Source organism: Megasphaera intestinihominis, assembly GCF_040096415.1.
In the GTDB taxonomy this organism is placed as follows: Bacteria; Bacillota; Negativicutes; order Veillonellales; family Megasphaeraceae; genus Megasphaera; species Megasphaera intestinihominis.
In genome coordinates this window covers 1-18001 of the sequence record NZ_JBBMEU010000044.1, presented here as the reverse complement: position 1 = coordinate 18001, position 18001 = coordinate 1, and the positions used below count along the sequence as shown (strand labels likewise).

16 protein-coding genes and 1 pseudogene are annotated in these 18001 nt (G+C 51.9%); 2 read left to right on the top strand and 15 right to left on the bottom strand.

Going from position 1 to position 18001, the window contains the following annotated elements; all coding sequences use genetic code 11:
- Window positions 1-204: 204 nt before the first annotated feature.
- The 7 genes from galU to WMO23_RS07920 all read right to left on the bottom strand — a co-directional run bounded on the left by galU (window position 205) and on the right by WMO23_RS07920 (window position 7127).
- Window positions 205-1080 carry a UTP--glucose-1-phosphate uridylyltransferase GalU gene (gene galU / locus WMO23_RS07950; RefSeq protein WP_302491225.1) on the bottom strand — a complete coding sequence of 292 codons (876 nt, stop codon included), beginning with the start codon at window positions 1078-1080 and terminating at the stop codon, window positions 205-207.
- Window positions 1061-2176: a UDP-galactopyranose mutase gene (gene glf / locus WMO23_RS07945; protein WP_349173730.1), complete on the bottom strand. Its 1116-nt coding sequence runs from the start codon at window positions 2174-2176 to the stop codon at window positions 1061-1063. The genes galU and glf overlap by 20 nt, the downstream gene beginning before the upstream one ends.
- 152 nt (window positions 2177-2328) lie before the next feature.
- The gene (locus WMO23_RS07940; RefSeq protein WP_020311380.1) at window positions 2329-3306 is read right to left on the bottom strand and encodes a P1 family peptidase; all 978 of its coding nucleotides are present in this window, start codon (window positions 3304-3306) and stop codon (window positions 2329-2331) included.
- A 14-nt stretch (window positions 3307-3320) separates the two neighbouring features.
- Window positions 3321-3848, bottom strand: coding sequence for a dCTP deaminase (gene dcd / locus WMO23_RS07935; protein WP_020311379.1), 528 nt, complete (start codon window positions 3846-3848; stop codon window positions 3321-3323).
- Window positions 3849-3875: 27 nt separating this feature from the next.
- Entirely contained in the window at window positions 3876-5162 is a 1287-nt protein-coding gene (locus WMO23_RS07930; RefSeq protein ID WP_292281543.1) for a tetratricopeptide repeat protein, read from the bottom strand.
- A gap of 167 nt (window positions 5163-5329) precedes the next feature.
- Entirely contained in the window at window positions 5330-6331 is a 1002-nt protein-coding gene (locus WMO23_RS07925) for an electron transfer flavoprotein subunit alpha/FixB family protein (RefSeq protein WP_292298722.1), read from the bottom strand.
- A gap of 13 nt (window positions 6332-6344) precedes the next feature.
- Window positions 6345-7127: an electron transfer flavoprotein subunit beta/FixA family protein gene (locus WMO23_RS07920; RefSeq protein ID WP_020311376.1), complete on the bottom strand. Its 783-nt coding sequence runs from the start codon at window positions 7125-7127 to the stop codon at window positions 6345-6347.
- Window positions 7128-7352: 225 nt separating this feature from the next.
- Here WMO23_RS07920 and WMO23_RS07915 point away from each other — a divergent pair, with 225 nt between their 5' ends.
- Both WMO23_RS07915 and WMO23_RS07910 read left to right on the top strand, forming a co-directional pair.
- A complete protein-coding gene (locus WMO23_RS07915) occupies window positions 7353-9287 on the top strand; it encodes an OPT family oligopeptide transporter (RefSeq protein WP_292281538.1) in 1935 nt (644 codons plus the stop codon).
- Between the two features lie 188 nt (window positions 9288-9475).
- The gene (locus WMO23_RS07910) at window positions 9476-10249 is read left to right on the top strand and encodes a PhzF family phenazine biosynthesis protein (RefSeq protein ID WP_349173726.1); all 774 of its coding nucleotides are present in this window, start codon (window positions 9476-9478) and stop codon (window positions 10247-10249) included.
- 35 nt (window positions 10250-10284) lie between these two features.
- On the opposite strand, the gene WMO23_RS07905 is transcribed toward WMO23_RS07910, so the two are convergent.
- The 8 genes and pseudogenes from WMO23_RS07905 to hsdR form a co-directional block, all read right to left on the bottom strand.
- Window positions 10285-10536, bottom strand: a complete 252-nt coding sequence (locus tag WMO23_RS07905; RefSeq protein ID WP_349173725.1) for a hypothetical protein — start codon at window positions 10534-10536, stop codon at window positions 10285-10287.
- A gap of 2 nt (window positions 10537-10538) precedes the next feature.
- Window positions 10539-10988, bottom strand: coding sequence for an HD domain-containing protein (locus WMO23_RS07900; protein ID WP_349173723.1), 450 nt, complete (start codon window positions 10986-10988; stop codon window positions 10539-10541).
- Entirely contained in the window at window positions 10982-11191 is a 210-nt protein-coding gene (locus WMO23_RS07895; RefSeq protein ID WP_349173721.1) for a hypothetical protein, read from the bottom strand. The genes WMO23_RS07900 and WMO23_RS07895 overlap by 7 nt, the downstream gene beginning before the upstream one ends.
- 99 nt (window positions 11192-11290) lie before the next feature.
- Entirely contained in the window at window positions 11291-12292 is a 1002-nt protein-coding gene (locus WMO23_RS07890; RefSeq protein WP_349173720.1) for a restriction endonuclease, read from the bottom strand.
- Between the two features lie 337 nt (window positions 12293-12629).
- On the bottom strand, window positions 12630-12719 hold the full coding sequence (locus tag WMO23_RS11505; RefSeq protein ID WP_353963262.1) for a hypothetical protein: 90 nt from the start codon (window positions 12717-12719) through the stop codon (window positions 12630-12632).
- A 17-nt stretch (window positions 12720-12736) separates the two neighbouring features.
- Entirely contained in the window at window positions 12737-14131 is a 1395-nt protein-coding gene (locus WMO23_RS07885; RefSeq protein ID WP_349173718.1) for a restriction endonuclease subunit S, read from the bottom strand.
- Window positions 14128-15542 (bottom strand): annotated as a pseudogene (locus tag WMO23_RS07880) (class I SAM-dependent DNA methyltransferase). Before WMO23_RS07880 ends, WMO23_RS07885 begins: the two are co-directional and overlap by 4 nt.
- A gap of 51 nt (window positions 15543-15593) precedes the next feature.
- Entirely contained in the window at window positions 15594-17912 is a 2319-nt protein-coding gene (gene hsdR, locus WMO23_RS07875) for an EcoAI/FtnUII family type I restriction enzme subunit R (protein ID WP_349173716.1), read from the bottom strand.
- Window positions 17913-18001 lie beyond the last annotated feature (89 nt).

The window sequence follows — 18001 nt, the reverse complement described above, 5'->3', positions numbered from 1 at the left end:
ACCTCTCCGGCCTTACGGCCACCTCCCCTATTATGGGAGGCATAATCCGCATGGGCCGTCTCAAGCCATTCTGGCCCGTCAGGCGCCGACCAACGGAAGGCGCAGGACCGCTGCCAGAACGGACAGCCGTGGCGGGCGGCCCGCTCGTAGCTCCCCTGATAGGGGAGCTGTCAGCGCAGCTGACTGAGAGGTTTTTTTTAATCCCTATTCGGGAAGGCTATGACGCAGGTATTCCCGGAAGGCTTCGCCCAGGTCGTCCCGGCGCAGGGCGTATTCGACGGTGGCTTTCAAAAAGCCCAGTTTATTGCCCGTGTCGTAGCTGCGGCCGCTGAAGGTGTAGGCGTAGACCGCTTCCCGGTCGGCCATGAGGCGCAGGGCGTCGGTGAGCTGGATTTCCCCGCCCTTGCCAGGCTGGACGCGGCGCAGGATTTCAAAGATATCCGGCGTCAGGATATAGCGGCCCAGCGCGGCCAGGCGGCTCGGCGCTTCGTCGACAGCCGGCTTTTCGACCATGTCGATGAGCTTGACGACGCGGTCGTCGTCCGTCGACTGCCCCTGGACGATGCCGTAGCGCGATACCAGTTCCTGCGGCACTTCCTGACAGCCGAGCATAGTAGCCCCCAGGCGGCTGAAGGCATCCATCATCTGTTTCAGCGCCGGCTGCTCAGGATTGTAGACGACGTCGTCGCCCAAGAGGACGGCAAAGGGCTCGTTATCGATGAACGATTCGGCACAGCGGATGGCATCGCCCAGGCCGCGCATGTGCTTCTGACGGATATAATGGATATTGATGGACGAAATGTCCTGGACCAGATGCAGCAGCTGGTCCTTCCCCTGCTGGCGCAGCTGCAGCTCCAGGTCGATATTGGTATCGAAATGGTCTTCAATGGCCCGCTTGCCGTGGCCCGTGATGATGAGGATTTCTTCGATGCCGCTCTGCAGGGCTTCTTCGACGATGTACTGGATGACCGGTTTGTCGACAATGGGGATCATTTCCTTAGGGATGGCCTTGGTGACCGGCAAAAAGCGCGTCCCATAGCCTGCCGCCGGGATGACGGCCTTACGAATTCGTTTCTGCATGGTATCCTTCCTTTTCTACAGCAGCCAGGGCGCCGGCGATGACATCGTCCATATCGTAATACGTATATTCTGCCAGGCGGCCGCCGAATATAACATTGCGTTCATGGCGGGCTAAGGCCGCATATTTATGGTATAAATTCTGGTTCACCGCATCGTTGACAGGATAATAGGCTTCTTCGCCGGCCTGCCATTCAGCCGGGTATTCCTTGGTGACATACGTCACAGGCTGCCTGCCAAATTCAAAATGCTTGTGTTCAATCGTCCGCGTATACGGCGTTTCCCGGTCGGTATAGTTCATGACGGCCACACCTTGATGGTTGACCTCGTTATAACGTTCCGTTTCAAAACGCAGGCCCCGATAGGCCAGATGGCCCAGGCGGTAGCCGAAATACTCGTCAATGGGACCGGTATAGACGACTTTACGGGCTATATCCAGGTACGACGCCCGTTCGCGATTATAATCGACGCCAGTCCGCACTTCGATGCCTTCCAGGAGGGCGTCGATGAGGACATTGTAGCCCCCTTTGGGGATGCCCTGCCAGCAGTCGTCGAAATAATTATTGTCGAAGGTGTAACGCACGGGCAGGCGCTTGATGATGAACGCCGGCAAATCCGTACAGCTCCGGCCCCACTGCTTTTCCGTATAGCCTTTGATTAATTTTGTATAAATATCCGTGCCGATGAGGGAAATGGCCTGTTCTTCCAGATTCTTAGGCTCCGTAATCCCTGCCGCCCGGCGCTGGCCTTCGATCTTGGCCGCCGCCTGTTCCGGCGTGATGATGCCCCACATCTTGGCAAAGGTATTCATATTGAAAGGCAGATTGTACAGTTCGCCTTTATAATTGGCAATGGGCGCATTGATAAAATGATTGAATTCGACGAACTGATTGACATAGTCCCAGACCCGGCGGTCCGACGTATGGAAAATGTGGGCACCATAGCGATGGATATGGATGCCGTCCTTCTCTTCACAATAGACATTGCCGCCGATATGGCCCCGACGTTCCAGGACCAGGCACTGTTGGCCGGCCTGATGCATCTCGTGGGCAAAGACACAGCCAAAGAGGCCGCTGCCGACGATGACGTAATCGTACATAATTTAGTTCCTCATTTCGTTATTAATGGCCTGCGGGAATCCCTGGTTCGCAGGCCGCAGGTCGCAGTTCGCAGTTATACCCCCACTACAAACTACAAACTCTATACTACAACCGGCAGGACAAACCCGGCCTGGCGTAAGGGGCTACCCTTTTACTGGTACGCCGGCACGCCGTACATACTTTCGGCCTGGCGGACGGCGCGGCGGATGGCCTGTTCGACGACGTAGGCGGCGATGGTCCCGGTCAGGCTCAATTCGGCCGAAACGCTGCCGACACTGGCGGCATAGAGAGAATCGCCGTCCGCCGTCGTATTGACGGGACGGATGGTCCGGACAAGGCCGTTGCTGCCGAGGGCGGCGATTTTTTTCAGCTGGGCCTTGTCGAACTGCCCATTGGTGACGACGGCACCGATAGTCGTATTGGTCGTCGTCCCGACGGCGCGCTGGGAAAAGAGGGTCGGCGTCTGGCCGGCTTCTTCGAGCATGACCCGCCGCGTATCGGCAAAACCCTGGCCATCGCGGCTGCGCATACCGGCCAGAATCTGGCCGTTTTCGTCGAGGACATCGCCGACGGCATTGACGGCGACGACGGCACCGACCTGAAGGTCGCCGACCTGGACAGCATAGGCGCCGAGGCCGGATTTCATCATATAGTCCGGGCCGCAGAGCTTGCCGACCGTCGCCCCCGTACCGGCACCGTAACAGCCTTGGCGGAAGTCCCCACTTTCCGACGCCTGGCAGGCCGCATAGCCCATGGCGGCGTCAGGGCGGACGTTGTCGCCGCAGCCCAGATCATAGATACACGATTCGACGACGAGGGGCACCTTGCAGATGCGCGTATCGAAGCCGATGTGCTGTTCTTCCAAATACTGCATGACGCCAGTCGAGGCATTGAGGCCAAAGGCACTGCCGCCGCTGAGCAGGATGGCGTGGATGCCCGACGCAGCCGCCATAGGACTGAGCAGTTCCGATTCCCGGCTGGCCGGGCCGCCGCCGCGGACGTCGACAGCACAGGGCGCACTTTCCGGGAACACGAGGACCGTGCAGCCCGTGCCGCCCTGGCGGTCCTGGGCATTGCCCAGGCGGAAACCGTTCGTCCGGGCCATGGCTAACATATCTATTTCTTTCATGAAGACACTTCCCTTTATTTCATCTTTTCAAAGTCTTTCCAGAGCATACTGGGCTGGATGCCCGTATTGTTCTGGTACTTGCCGTGCTGATACGTATCGTATTCGCCGTCGATATCATGATAGTATATCTGGCAGATTTCCACGTTCGGATAGATGCGGATGGGCTGGACACAGAAGATTTCCAGCGTCCAGTAACCGGCAAAACCGACGTCGCCGAAGCCAGCCGTGACGTGGATGAAGACGCCCAGGCGGCCGACGGACGACCGGCCTTCGAGCATGGGGATATAGCCGTCAGTCCGGGTATATTCATTGGTCCGGCCCAGATAGAGCTTGTTAGGCTGCAAGACGTAGCCCGACTTGGGGATATAAATGGTCGATGCCGGATTGGGCTTGGCCATATCCAGTTCTTGGTGGTCATAGACCATCAGTTCATTGTACAAAGACAGGTTATAGCTATTGGGATTGACCCGTTCCGGATGGAAAGGTTCAATGATGATTTCCTTACCTAAATGCTTGACAATTTCCTTGCCTGATAAAATCATGAGTGCCACTCACTTTCTCTAGTAAATTCACTTCTTATCATATAGCAAAACCGGTTCGATGTCCACGGCGCGATGAGCCGGTTTTTCTTTCCCTGTCTCAAAGAAGTCCTCTACATAGAACGTGACCTTCTCCCCTTCCTCCGGGCGGACGCGGTACAGCGAAGCGGTACGGAAATAATACTGATTGCCGCCGTATTCCCGCAGGAAGCCGGCCTTGCTGCCGGGCAGGATTTTTTCGATGGTCCCCTTGTGGCGCGTCTGGCCGGCATGCTTCTCGTCCATCCAGAATCCATGAAGCCCGTCCATCAGCTCCTGCCGGTCCGGTTCGGGAAAAGCATAGCTGTCGGTCTTGGCCAGGAGTTCGGCCTTGACCTTCCAATGCTGGTCCATGCGGACCCGTTTGGCCAGGAGGTAATGGAAATAGGCCATCTTCTCATAACCGCCCATATTCTCCAAAGCCTGGGCGAACTGGACCATGAAATTGACCTTGGCCTTGAACTCGCCGCCAGCCAGGAAGGCCGACGCCCCATAGCGGCGCATGGCCGCGCTGTCGCCCTCGGCCTGGGCGGCAAAGAACAGGCCCCGGAAAAGAATCCAGTGCTGCTTGTACTTCAGCAGGTTCTCCAGGCGCTGCCGCCCTTCCCCGACGCGGCCCTGGCGCAGCAGGCAGAGGGCGATGCGGTAAGAAAACCAGATGTCGTTGTCATGATGGAGCTGAGGGAAATAGTTCAGGGCCTGCCGGCACAAGGTGATGCAGTCGTCGTACTTCTCTTCCTTGACCAGGATGCGGCTCATGAGGGAATACCAGCGTTCCCGGTCCGAGGCAATGACCCGTTCCCGCCCCTTCAAAGTCACGGTCTTCTCCTGGTCCGGCAGCTGGTCCGGGTCGAGGCGGCACAAGTAGGACCCCATCAGTCCGGCCTGACCGGGCTGGTTCTTGAGGACATCGACCATGCGCCACACGGCCAGGGCATACGGCGTATACGGCCCTTGCTGACTGTATTTCAAGATGGCGTCGACGGCGCGGCGGAAATCCTCCGGTGCCTGCGTCCGTTCATCGAATTTCTGGATATATAAATAATAGAGGCACCAGCAGTAAATCCCGTGGAGATTGATGAAATCGGGGAAGGCGATCATGCCGGCCCGGGCGATTTCCCGCCCCTTCTTGTACTGCTTCGTCTTGCGCAGGGCATAGGCATAGTAATAATAATCCCAACACGTCCAAGACCGGTCCGGTGCCGCCTTGCCATACATAGCCAGTACCTCGTCATAGCGGCCGTCGCGGCAGGCCTGGCGGGCAGCAAAAGAATCCATGGAACCACCTCCGTATTTTTTCACAACATTTTCGTATATGATAAGGGTATTATAACATAAAAAAGGCGCTGTCGCATGAAGACAGCACCTTTTTTAGCAGTTAGCGGATGGTTTTAAATTTAAAGGTTTTCACTAAAAACTACAAACTCCGTACTACAAACTATTTTCTAGCCACGGATCTTTTTAATTTGTTTTTCCAGTTCCGGCATGACTTCAAAGAGGTCGCCTACGATGCCGTAGTGAGCGAATTTGAAGATCGGTGCATCCGGGTCTTTGTTGACGGCAATGATGAGGCCGGCGTCCTGGATGCCGAGTTTGTGCTGGATGGCGCCGGAAATGCCCAGGGCGATGTAAATCTTCGGGGCGATTTTCTTGCCTGTAATGCCGATCTGCCATTCATAGGGAGCCCATTCTTTGTCGACGAGAGGCTTGGATACGCCGAAGGCTGCGCCGATACGCTGGGCAAAGGCCTGAACGGCTTTCATGCCGTCTTCAGTCTGGACGCCGCGGCCGGCACCGACGACGATATCGGCTGTCGTGATGGTCAGTTCTTCCGCTTCTTTTTCGACCGGTTCAAAGTTCGTCACTTTGACGGACGGAGCAGCACCGGCGAAGTCGACGCTTTCTTTGATGATTTCGCCTTTCCGGGCCGGGTCAGCCGGCGTGCCGTGGAAAATCTTGTCGCTGATGGTAGCCAGCTGGGGGCGCGTCGTCGTCTGGATCTTGACGAAGAGCTTGCCCGTATAAGCCGGACGGATCCAGGTCAGCGTATCGTCATCGCCTTCAAAGCGGACGTCCGTGCAGTCTGCGACCAGGCCGACGCCGAGCTGAGCCGACAGGCGGCCGCCGAGGTCACGGCCATCGGGCGAACCGCCGATGAGGATGACGCTGGGTTCATATTTTTCAGCCAAAGCGGCGATAGCTTTGGTGTACAAGACGGAATCGTAGGCAGCCAGGGCACTGTCTTCGACAGCGACGACGGCATCAGCGCCATAGGAAATGGCTTCCTGGCTGGCTTTGGCCGTATCGGCACCGGCGACGAAGGCGACGACCTGTTTGCTCTTGGCATCGGCCAGCTGACGGGCTTTACCCAACAATTCGATGCTCAGCGGGCTCAGGGCACCGCCGGCGATTTCTATATATACGCAGATATTCTGTTTCAATTCCATAATTCAGCCCTCCTTACAGCAAGTTCTTGGCAGTCAGTTCTTTGACGAGATTAGCCGCAGCGTCTGCCGGCGTAGCGCCTTCGATCATGACGCCGACCGGATTCGGTTCCGGTGCGAAGAGTTCCGTGACTTTCGTCGCCGAACCAGATTTCCCGACACTTGCTGCATCGAGGCCCAGGTCTTCCACTTTCCAGACATCGAAGACGGCTTTTTTGGCAGCCATCTTGCCGCGGATCTTCGGAGAACGCGGCGTATTGCTCTTTTCCGTAACCGAGACGACAGCCGGGAGCTGAGCCTGTACCGTTTCAATGCCGTCGTGGTTTAGGCGCGTAGCCGTTACCGTCGTGCCGTCGACACTGACCGAATTGGCATAGGAAATGAGGGCCATACCCAAACGCTGGGCAATAGCCGGCGGGATCTGCCCCGTATCGCCATCCGTCGAGCGCTTGCCCGTGAAGACCAGGTCGGCACCGCCCAATTTTTCAATGGCCTTGGCCAATACCAGGCCTGTTGCCAGCGTATCGGAGCCAGCCATGCGTTCGTCCGAGACGAGGACACCTTTATCGGCACCGATAGCAATGCCATCACGCATCATTTCACCAGCCAGGGCGTTGCCCATGGTCAGGATCGTCACCGTACCACCGATGGCATCCTTGACGGCTACGGCCGCTTCGATGGCGTGTTTATCAACCGGGTTGAGCATCGACGGAGCGCCGACACGGACCAAGTTGTTGTCTTTGGCGATTTCAATATCCGAAATCGCAGGAACCTGCTTTACCAAAACTACAATATTCATAAGTAAGCCTCCTTTTTTCGTCTTCTTATGTCACCTATTATACTCCATATTCAACAATTTATCAACGGATAATTATTTTTATTTACAGAATCTATATCTAACGTATCTTCCCATTGACAGCCCTAGGCTATTCTTTTAAAATTAAATAGTATTAAACAGGTTAATCGTTTGATTTTCCAGCTAATCTTTATACTTTTAGGAGGTTTTTATTAGGAGGTTTTTATCATGTCTGAATCCCATCCGGAGCGGCGCCCTTATGATCCGCCCATGTCTCCGGACCAGAATTACGTTGAAATCAATGCTTATGTCGTCGGCTGGGGGCTGTTCTTCGCCGCCCTCTTCTCCCTGGCCGTCGGCTATCTCTGCCTGAAAATCGGCCAGACCGTCGATGCCTTTGCGCCCGTCTCCGTCCTGGCCATGGGCATGGCCGTCCTCTTCAAGCGCAAGAATGCCTTCCCGGAAACGGTCCACATCCAGGCCATCGCCAGTGCCGGGACCAACATCATCGGCGGCGTCATGTTCATCCTGCCGGCCCTGTTCATCTTGCAGCTCAACAGCCAGCTGACCTATACGGAAATGGTCATCCCCATCGTCCTCGGCGGCGTCCTGGGCGTCCTCCTGGCGACGACGTTCCGCCGCTACTTCTGTGAAGAAATGGATGCGGCTTACCCCTTCCCGTCCGGCCGGGCCGCTGCCGAAGTCCTCAGCTGCAACGGCGGTTCCAAGGCCCATGTCATGGTCTTCAGCGGTCTCCTGGCCATGGCCTATGACTTCGTCCTCAACACCCTGGGCTGGTGGCAGGAAGTACTGTCGACGCTGACCTTCTCCTGGGGCCAGGCCGCGGCGGCGAAATACAAGCTGGCTTTCAGCCTGGATAACGACGCCGCCCTCCTGGGCATCGGCTACTTCACGGGCCTGCGCTACGCGGCTATCATCGCAGCGGGCTCGTTCTTCTCGTGGTTCGTCTGCATCCCCGTCGTCTACTACCTCGGCGGCGAACACGTCATGACCCTCCACGGCCAGGCCGTCCTCCTGGCCGATGCGCCGATCGACGCCGTCTTCTCGCAGTACGTCCGTCACATCGGCATCGGCATGCTGGCCATGGCCGGCATCATCGGCCTGGTCTCCATGTCCGGCGTCGTCGGCCGGGTCATCCGCCGGGCCGCTTCGGACCTGTTCACGTCGGGCCCGGCTTCGTCGGCCGGCCTCCTGCGGACCCAGCAGGACCTGCCCATGAGCCAGATTGTCACGGGAACCCTGGCCATGTGCGCCCTGTTCACGCTCTTCTTCCACGTCACCTGCTCGCAGAACATCACCCAGACCCTGCTGGCCGGGGCAATCATCCTCATCTTCTCGTTCCTCCTCTCCGTCGTCGGCATCAGCTCCATCGCCTTTACGGGGAACGAACCCGTTTCGGGCATGACCATCTTCATGATCATCGTCTCGGCCGTCTTCATGGGCAATGCCGGCATGAGCGGCAGCTCCGGTATCATCGCCATCCTGCTCATGGCCGCCTTCCTCTGCTCGACCCTGGCCGTAGCCGGCAACTTCATGTCGGAACTGAAAGTCGCCTACCTGACCGGGGCAACGCCGAAGAAGATGCAGCAGTGGCAGATCCTGTCCATCATCGTCTCCAGCTTCATCGCTGTCGGCGTCATCTTCCTCCTCGACCACGCCTACGGCTACACGGGACCGGGCGCCCTGGCAGCGCCGCAGGCCAACGCCATGGCAGCCATCGTCAAACCCATGATGGACGGCGGTGCCGCTCCCTGGCCGCTGTACATGGCCGGCGCCTTCTTCGCCTTCCTCCTGTGGATGATGAAGGTCCCGCCCCTGGCCTTTGCCCTCGGCGCCTACCTGCCCATGGAAATCAACACGCCTGTCCTCATCGGCGGCCTCGTATCGTACTTCGTCTCCCACAGCAGCAAAGACGATGCCCTCAACGCCCTGCGCCTCAGTGAAGGCAGCACCGTCGCTTCGGGCTTCGTCGCCGGCGGCGCCATCGGCAGCCTCATCAGCGCCGTCCTGCACATCGGCGGCATCGACTGGTTCCTCAAAGACTGGGTCGTCACGCCGGGAGCCACCTACCTCGGCATCGTTGCCTACTTAGTCATGTGTGCCGTCATCTACACCGTAGCCTGCAAGGTCAAGAAAGTATAAATAATAAAAGGGCTTATCGCGTGTGCGATAAGCCCTTTTTCTGCAAACTACAAACTAAAAACATTTTTACACAGAACATTTTGACTAAAAAGTTTCTGAGTAAAATTCTTCTGAGTAAAATTATACCATGCCCCTCATTGCCCGTCCAGTCAAGCTGTGATACGATGACTAAAAAGGAGGTCTGTCCTATGAAATGTTACATTGTCGACGCTTTTACCAAGGAAATCTTCAAAGGAAACCCGGCCGCCGTCTGCGTCCTGGGCCAGTGGCTGCCTGACGAACTGATGCAGCACATTGCCATAGAAAACAGTTTATCCGAAACGGCCTTTACCGTCAAAGAAGGCGATCGCTGGCACCTGCGCTGGTTTACGCCGGGCGGTGAAATCGACCTCTGCGGCCATGCGACCCTGGGGACGGCTTATGTCCTGGCCCATTTCGTCGAACCCGACGCCAGCCGCTACGTCTTCCAGACCCTCAGCGGCGAACTGATCGTCACCCGTGACGGCGCCCGCTTCTCCATGGATTTCCCGGCCTATGACATGAAACCCGTCCCGGTCACAGACGCCATGGAAGAAGCCCTGGGCGTCCGCCCCGTCAAAGCCTACCTCGCCCGCGACCTGGTCTGCGTCCTGGCCGACGAAGGAGACGTCATCCACTGCCAGCCTGACATGGCCAAACTCAAACAGCTCGACGGCCTGCTCTGCAACATCACGGCCAAAGGCAGCAAATACGACACGGTCAGCCGGTCCTTTGCGCCGAAACTCGCCGTCCCGGAAGGCCCGGTCTGCGGCAGCGGCCATTGCCACATCATCCCCGTCATGGCAGCCAAACTCGGCAAAACCGACCTCGTCGCCTACCAGGCCTCGAAACGGGGAGGCGAACTCTATTGCCACATAGAAAAAGGCCGCATCGCCCTGGCTGGCTATGCGGCACTCTATGCAGAATCGGATTTGAAGATTTAGAATGGCCGACAAGGATGACCGGTCACATTTGCAGTTTATTCTTTAGGGTCTATCAAGTATTCTTCCATATCATCAAAAAAGCCTTCCCTGATCATCTTCTGAACCTTGGGCGTTTTAAACACTTCTTCAATAGGAGTATCCCATTCACCCGAATTGCGTACCCTATAATCAGATATTCTGGCTAGTAATTCTCTTTGAGCATCTTCAGGAAAACTTTTCCAGGTGCCATCTTCAAACCACTCTTCCAGAGATTCTATATCCGCGCTTTTTATATCTTCTACGGTCATTATCAGACTTCATCCCCTGTCAGAATCGCATAGGCTTTTTTATATTTTTCCACCCGTTTCAAATCCTTGTCTGTTACGTTCGGCAGACGGGTTAAATCCATATTATTTCTTAAATCAGCCTTCTTGACAGCAATCGCTAATGGATTACCAGATTTTTTAACTCCCCGTACATAGTCCAGATAGGGTACCTTATCATCATGGGTCAAAAGAGAAACGGCATCGGCTACCTCTTTCCCGAATAATGAAGAAAGAGTTTCCTTCGTCATCTCCGTATCCTCTAAGGTATCATGCAACATACCGACTACAGCATAGTCTTCTCCCAAAGGCAGTACAGCGTTAGAAACCGACGTTAAATGGCACATATAAGGTTTTCCCGCCTTATCAGTCATACCGGCGTGATATTTTTCAGCCACTTCAGCTGCTAAAGAAAGTTTTTCCCCCAATGCTACCAATCCTCTTTCCCTAATTCATGGAGAACATCAATCTCATCTTCCTTATCCCAATCATCAGACATTCCTAATGCATATACTGGAGGACAATCTTCAAATTCCCCTGTTTCCCAGTTATAGGCTCTATCATTATAGTGATCCGAAGCTCTAACCATGGCAATAATACCAGAAACGCCTCGCCTTACCCAAAAGCCCATTCTATTCATACGTATCACCTCACATATTTATTATAATATATTTAATTCTGGCTCCAATGGATTATCCGGATTAATGATATCAAATTTCAATACAGTCTATGCGAAAACTTATACTTTATCTTCCCCTTTTGCTACAGGGATATACACCTTTTTTAATGGGATGGCACGCTGGTATATTTCATCCAACCCTTCATAGTATTTCAAGACTAAATTCACTAGTTCTATCCCATTAATGCCTCTAATAATCGGATTAGCCTTCAAAAACTTTTTAGCACTTTTCGTGTAATCGGATAGGGAAACAAAAAGTCCATAATCGCCTGGCATCATGGCCCCTTTTAAAGATTGAATTGTCGTTTCTTTTATATCTCCATCTTGACTTTTTACTTGAACGGCGATACGTGGCGGCAATTCATCTTTATAGGCAATAATATCAATGCCGCTGTCACCCCCATGCGGGGAAACTGTCGTTCTGTATCCCATAGCATTGAGTAAGCTAGCTACAAAATTTTCTAAATCATATCCTTTAAATTGGCGGCTGATTTCTTTGAGCATATAATCCCGGGTATTATTCATGATATCTTCAGCCGTTACACCAACTGTTTCATCTTCTGTATTTTCTACCATCTTGGGCGAAAACTTTTTATCCAGACTACCTAAATATTCGTTGGCATAGTTTTTTATTGTAAAAAGAGTCATAAGAGAACCTACTTCATATAGAGCCCCCTGACTAAACGTCCTGCGCGGATAATGCTTTAGCCATTTCACCTTACGGATATTCGGATAAAGGGGTGCCAGTTCATCATACATATAATCGCTTTCAATAATTCCCAGATTAATCTTCCGATCTGCTTTTGATGGAAAAACGATATAATCCCCTTTTTTCATTTCTACAACAAACCGATACATAATCCCTGCCCAATTAGGAATAGCTCCCTTCTTAATATCGGGGTAAACTTCTTGGACTTTTTCCTTAAAATTTTCTCGTGTCGACCCGATTTTACTCAAATCGCCCATCTTTGTCCAACCAATACCAATGATACTTTTATCTAAAAATAAGCTGTCATCTTGGGAATGAATTCCCCAGACTACCGATTCTGTTTGATTTTCCATTTTTATCCTCCTTATTATTGACATTATTTTTCAAAATTATCTGCCCATATTTTGCATTGCTGAAGAACGGTTTTCATAACATCCGCCATTCCCTGCAGTCATAATCTGACAGGTCGAAAAGGTACGAACGCACTCCTACAAACAATTAGCATGCTCTGGTTGGCAAGGCCACGAATCGATGGCCTGAAATTGATGTTAACTACCTCTTCCAACCATTGACAGAACCTCTGATTACATAGACAGCTGCTGTTGACGAACTAAAGAAAAATCCGTCTATTTTTTCTCTGGATTTTTCTTTGTCCGGTTTGATAGAAAAAGAGCTTTGAAAGTTCACGCCCTATTCTGGTTCAGCAGCTAATTGTTGGCAGAGTGGCAACATCTCTTCGAGTCTGGCTACGATGCGGTGCTGCTCGGCAAGCGGAGGCAGTGGAATAAAAATTTTCTTTACCTTATCTTTATTAAATCTTTATTAAGATTTTTTACAACAGCTCCCGATACAGTTCTAGCAAATTGATTATGTACATATGGGCTTGAAATAATATAATAAAAAAACTCTTTATTGATTTTCTCAAAGTAAGGACTAAGAACTAACCATCCATCATGTATAGCGCCACGAGTTTTAAGAATATAAGGGCGACCATAACTCATTGAATTAGTAAGCAGCAAATCTCCTACTTCTACGAGCCTTGATTTCGATAGGCCTTTAGGAATAATTTTTTCTTTTGTACTTACGATATATTTATCTCCAATATCAGTATCGCCTATCTTTATCCAATTTATGCCATCAGGTGACTGTGTCAAAAATTGCTTTATAGGCCGTGGAGAGCCCCCTCTCGCTATCCCAAATATATCTTCAAATCGCACCCATTCCCAGCTATCAGGAATATCGAAAGGCTTTTCATCATCCGTTATTTCCGGTAGTGGCTTGGTCTTCTTGATTTTCTTTGCTTTGATGAGCTTTTCTTTTTCGGCACGTATTTCTGCCAGCAAGTCTCTGGCTGTCCCTTCTTCCTTCCGCTGCGGCACGAGTTTTCCTTCAATGGCGTATTGGAGAAGGCTTTTTTTCATATCGTCAGGAAAATGCTGTTCGATGGTGCGCAGCTCAGTCTGGGCTTTGTCGTAAGCATCGATATCGGGCTGCAGTTCTTCTATTCGGGCTACGATGCGTTGCTGCTCGGCAAGAGGGGGAATGGGCAACATAATTTCGGAAAGCTTATTATTTGAAATATGGACAATGATATCCCCCGTAGCCATGTTCCGCTTACACGCAATACCATATGGAGAATTAATTACCATAGCAAGATAAATCGGATTCATTCCATGATATTCCCATTTCGTCATATCTCCCCCCATTGCTATTTCATCTGTTCCTTCGTAAACAACAGCAAGAGCAATATCCCATTTATTTTCTCCAGTTAAAGCCATTAATATATCATTTTGATGCACTTTTTTGCTTTTACAAAATACATCTTTTGAAGTTTGAGAAACAGCAGATGAAAACCTTGTGCGATAAGTCGTATAAAGTTCTCCATAACGAATACAAGGTTTACCAGATAAAATTATATCACTTCGCTTAATTCCCGACCCCCGTACAAGATTCCCAACATTACCTAACCTCACCCACTCCCAGCTATCAGGAATATCGAAAGGCTTTTCATCATCCGTTATTTCCGGTAGTGGCTTGGTCTTCTTGATTTTCTTTGCTTTGATGAGCTTTTCCTTTTCGGCACGTATTTCTATCAACAAGTCTCTGGCCGTACCTTCTTCGGCTCGCTGTGGCACGAGTTTGCCTTCAATAGCGCGCTGGAGGATGCTGTTTTTTAAGTCTTGTGCGTTCATTCGTTTTCCTCCAATTTTGCCGTAATGCGGGCGAGGATAGTATCGATCTGTTGGTTCAGGGCTGCCCGCCGGGTCTGATACTGTTGGATGAGTTCCATCGGTTCCAGGATTTCTTCCTCTTCATGGGGAAAACCACATAGGTCGAGGTTATAGCCATTATCGGCAATTTCTTCAGCCGTATAGCACTTGGCCTTGGGGAAGTCGCCTTCTATGATTTCCCGGCGGTCGTCCCACCATTCCCGGACAGGTTCAAAGTGTTCCAGCCGCATGGGCTTGGTCTTGCTGAAGTGCTTGTAGCCTTCGGGCATATCCAGCCGGTAGAACCAGGTTTTTTCCGTCGGATGCGTGCGGTCAAAGAACAAGATATTCGTCGTAATGCTAGTGTAGGGTGCAAAAACGCTGCCAGGCAGGCGGATGATGGTATGCAGGTCACATTCGGCCATGAGTTTCTTTTTGATATTGACTTTCGTATTATCTGTGCCGAAAAGGAAGCCATCGGGCAGGACGACAGCAGCGCGTCCCCCTTGCTTGAGACGGTACAAGATGACACTCATGAAGAGGTCCGCCGTTTCACTATCGGCGAGGTCATCGGGGAAATGGCTCATGACGTCTTTCTTTTCACTGCCGCCATAAGGTGGATTCATGAGAATTTTATCGAATTTATCCTTTTCCATATAGTCGAGGACGTCGTGGAGCAGGCTGTTGCCATGGTCAATATTGGGATTGTCGATGTCGTGGAGCAGGAGATTGGTAATAGCCAGCATATAAGGGAACTGCTTCTTTTCGATGCCATAGACCGAATCATTCCAAAGTTCGCGGTCCTTGGGCGTCTTAATCTGCTTTTCCAGCTGACCAGGAAGCCCCCTGTGCCGCAGGCAAAATCCGCCATGACTTCGCCGAGATGCGGTTCGATACGTTCCGCCATAAAATCGGTTACCGCCCGTGGCGTGTAGAATTCGCCAGCCCGGCCGGCTGATTGCAATTCCCGGAGAATGGTTTCATAAATGTCCCCCAGGGCATGCATGTTTTCATAGCTTTCCAAGTCGATACCGTCGATGACATTGATGACTTGCCGTAGTAGTACGCCGTCTTTCATGTATTGGTTCGTTTCCTCGAACATGGTCCGGACGATTTTTTTATTTTTCGGCATATCCGGGGTAATGGGAAGATTCTTGAGAACCGTAAAGAGTTCCGTCACGAAATCCAGCAGCTCTTCACCGGTGCGGACGGTTCCCTTACCATCATCGTGAGCCCAGTTCTGCCAGCGGTATTTTTCGGGGATAACGGAATGATACTCGTCTTCGTCCATTTCCCAGTCCTCTTCCTTGGCATCGTAAACCTTGAGGAAGAGCGCCCAGATAATCTGCTCGATACGTTGGGCGTCGCCGTTGATGCCGGGGTCGCTACGCATGATGTCCTGGAGTTTTTTTACGAGTCCGCTTAAATTAGTTGCCATCTTTATTTAACCTGCCTTATAGAGTTCATTTTCGAGGGCACGCACAGCTTCTTCATAGCCCTGTTTGCCGTTGAAGAGTTTGGCAATACGTGCCGGTTTACCAAATTTCTGGAAATCTTTCAGCTTGAGTATATCTATTTGTTCGATATTCCTGATGCCGAGATTCATATAGCTGTCGAGCAGTGTCTCAAGAACTTCACGAGCTGCACCGCTGTAACGGCTCAGAAAGTCCCGTTTCTTGACACCTTCGGCCCGTTCGCGGCGCGTGAGGGGCTTTTGGTCGTATGCGACGTGACAGATGAAGTCAAAGTCGTCGACATCATCCATCTTCATAGCCTGTTTGAGTTTATCCAGGTCAACACCGTGCACGGCCAGTGCATCGGCAATAGCCCGTTTCTTTTTGGCCGAATTCCACTGCTGGATAAAGGCATGGAGGTCACCGAACTGGCCGAGAATGTTTTCCTTCGTATAGTTGATGATATTTTCCTGCTTCAAGAGTTTGCCGCCTGCATCATAAACAGAAACCGTTTCCTGCACGGTATAGACTTTGCAGCCGTCAGCCCGTACAAAAGGCTTAGGACTTGGTCCTCCTCCATTACCACTGTTACCACTGCCACCCGTCCCGGTCGTCGTACCCCCTTTACCCTTTCCATAATCCGGGTCCTCAATGACTGGGCCATCCCAATCGGGATCCGCAAAGAGCCGTGTCACACCGCGGAAGTCCATGATAACAAAACTCCGCTTACCTTCGTCATAGCGCAGGCGGGTTCCCCGGCCGATAATCTGCTTGAACATGGTCATAGAGGTAATGTTTTCATCGAGAACGATAAGTTTGACCATCTTACAGTCCACACCTGTCGAAAGGAGCTGCGACGTCGTCGCAATGACCGGTACGGGCGAGGAAACAGAAATAAAGTAACTGAGCTGGTTTTTGCCATAGGTATCGCTGCCGGTGATACGCACGACATAATTCGGGTACTGTTTCATCATGTCTGCATTCTGCTTGGTGAGTTCCTGACGCATACGTTCTGCCGCTGCTTCATCGGCACAGAAGACGATGGTCTTAGCCATGCGGTCCGTCTGCCGCAAGTATTGGGTAATGTGAGCCGCTACTTCACGGATACGGTCTTCGAGAACGATATGATAGTCATAGTCCGTATTGTTGTATATGCGGTCTTCAATCTCATTGCCGAAGAAATCACGCTGTCCCTTGCGCGGGCGCCAGCCTTCACCAATGTTCAGATGCACGTTGATGACGCGGAATGGAGCGAGAAACCCATCGTCAATGCCTTGTTTCAAACTATACGTATATACAGGTTCGCCAAAATAATCAATATTGGATACATAGGACGTTTCCTTTGGCGTTGCCGTCATGCCAATTTGCGTCGCATCCTGGAAATAATCGAGGATTCGGCGCCAGCGGCCGTCGGCTTTGGCAGACCCACGGTGACATTCGTCGATGACGATGAGGTCAAAAAAGCCCGGGTCAAAGAGTTCGCGGAATCGTTCTTCGTCATTTTCTCCAAAAAGCTGCTGATACAAGGAGAAATATACTTCATAGGCCGTAATAGTCGTCCGGTCATCAGCGGCATAATTGACTTTATGAATGACATTAGCCAAGGGCCTGAAGTCCTGCTGAATAGACTGGTCGACAAGGATATTGCGGTCTGCCAGATAGAGTATTTTCTTTTTGAGCCCGGCTTTGCGCAGACGATAGATAATCTGAAAAGCCGTATAGGTCTTGCCCGTACCCGTTGCCATGACGAGCAGGATGCGCTGTTGCCCGCGGGCAATCGCACCGAGGGCACGGTCGACGGCGACTTGCTGATAATAGCGCGGCGCATACGTATCTTCGGACACATAGAAAGGCTGTTCAATGACCTTGATTTCTTTCTGGGTCAAATGGGCCTCCTCTTTGAGCCTTGCCGCCAACATTTCCTGAGAAGGAAATTCATCTAGCGGAAATTCACGTTCGACGCCGGTCAAGAAATCATATTCTGCAAAAGCGTCGCCATTGGAGCTGTAGGCGAATTGAATATCCATCATCTGGGCATAGGTCTTAGCCTGCTGTATTCCAAAAGAAACATTATGCTTGTTATCTTTCGCTTCTACAATGGCCAACGGATAGCCTGCATGTGTATAAAGCACATAATCGGCAAACTTCGGGCGCTCACGCATTTCCATATTGCCTCGGATATTCACGCGGCCGTCGGTAATCGGCTTTTCCATACGGATATCACAGGCTGGCCAGACGCGTTCAAGAGCAGGTGTAATGTAACAACGTTTAATATCTTCTTCCGATAACAATGACTTTTTCGTGTCCATGCAATCACCACCAAACCATTCCACGTTTTTTCATTATTATACCATCTTTGCCAGATTCCTGTCATTCATCTTCCGTTCTTTCTCATCTG

Bases quoted from the DNA above. Each gene is read 5' to 3' on its own strand.
- WMO23_RS07915 (WP_292281538.1), top strand. From the start codon at position 7,353: ATGTCTGAATCCCATCCGGAGCGGCGCCCTTATGATCCGCCCATGTCT.
- WMO23_RS07890 (WP_349173720.1), bottom strand. From the start codon at position 12,292: ATGGAAAATCAAACAGAATCGGTAGTCTGGGGAATTCATTCCCAAGAT.
- WMO23_RS07920 (WP_020311376.1), bottom strand. From the start codon at position 7,127: ATGAATATTGTAGTTTTGGTAAAGCAGGTTCCTGCGATTTCGGATATT.
- WMO23_RS07925 (WP_292298722.1), bottom strand. From the start codon at position 6,331: ATGGAATTGAAACAGAATATCTGCGTATATATAGAAATCGCCGGCGGT.
- WMO23_RS07940 (WP_020311380.1), bottom strand. From the start codon at position 3,306: ATGAAAGAAATAGATATGTTAGCCATGGCCCGGACGAACGGTTTCCGC.
- WMO23_RS07905 (WP_349173725.1), bottom strand. From the start codon at position 10,536: ATGACCGTAGAAGATATAAAAAGCGCGGATATAGAATCTCTGGAAGAG.
- galU (WP_302491225.1), bottom strand. From the start codon at position 1,080: ATGCAGAAACGAATTCGTAAGGCCGTCATCCCGGCGGCAGGCTATGGG.
- WMO23_RS07885 (WP_349173718.1), bottom strand. From the start codon at position 14,131: ATGAACGCACAAGACTTAAAAAACAGCATCCTCCAGCGCGCTATTGAA.
- WMO23_RS07910 (WP_349173726.1), top strand. From the start codon at position 9,476: ATGAAATGTTACATTGTCGACGCTTTTACCAAGGAAATCTTCAAAGGA.
- hsdR (WP_349173716.1), bottom strand. From the start codon at position 17,912: ATGGACACGAAAAAGTCATTGTTATCGGAAGAAGATATTAAACGTTGT.
- glf (WP_349173730.1), bottom strand. From the start codon at position 2,176: ATGTACGATTACGTCATCGTCGGCAGCGGCCTCTTTGGCTGTGTCTTT.
- dcd (WP_020311379.1), bottom strand. From the start codon at position 3,848: ATGATTTTATCAGGCAAGGAAATTGTCAAGCATTTAGGTAAGGAAATC.
- WMO23_RS07895 (WP_349173721.1), bottom strand. From the start codon at position 11,191: ATGAATAGAATGGGCTTTTGGGTAAGGCGAGGCGTTTCTGGTATTATT.
- WMO23_RS07930 (WP_292281543.1), bottom strand. From the start codon at position 5,162: ATGGATTCTTTTGCTGCCCGCCAGGCCTGCCGCGACGGCCGCTATGAC.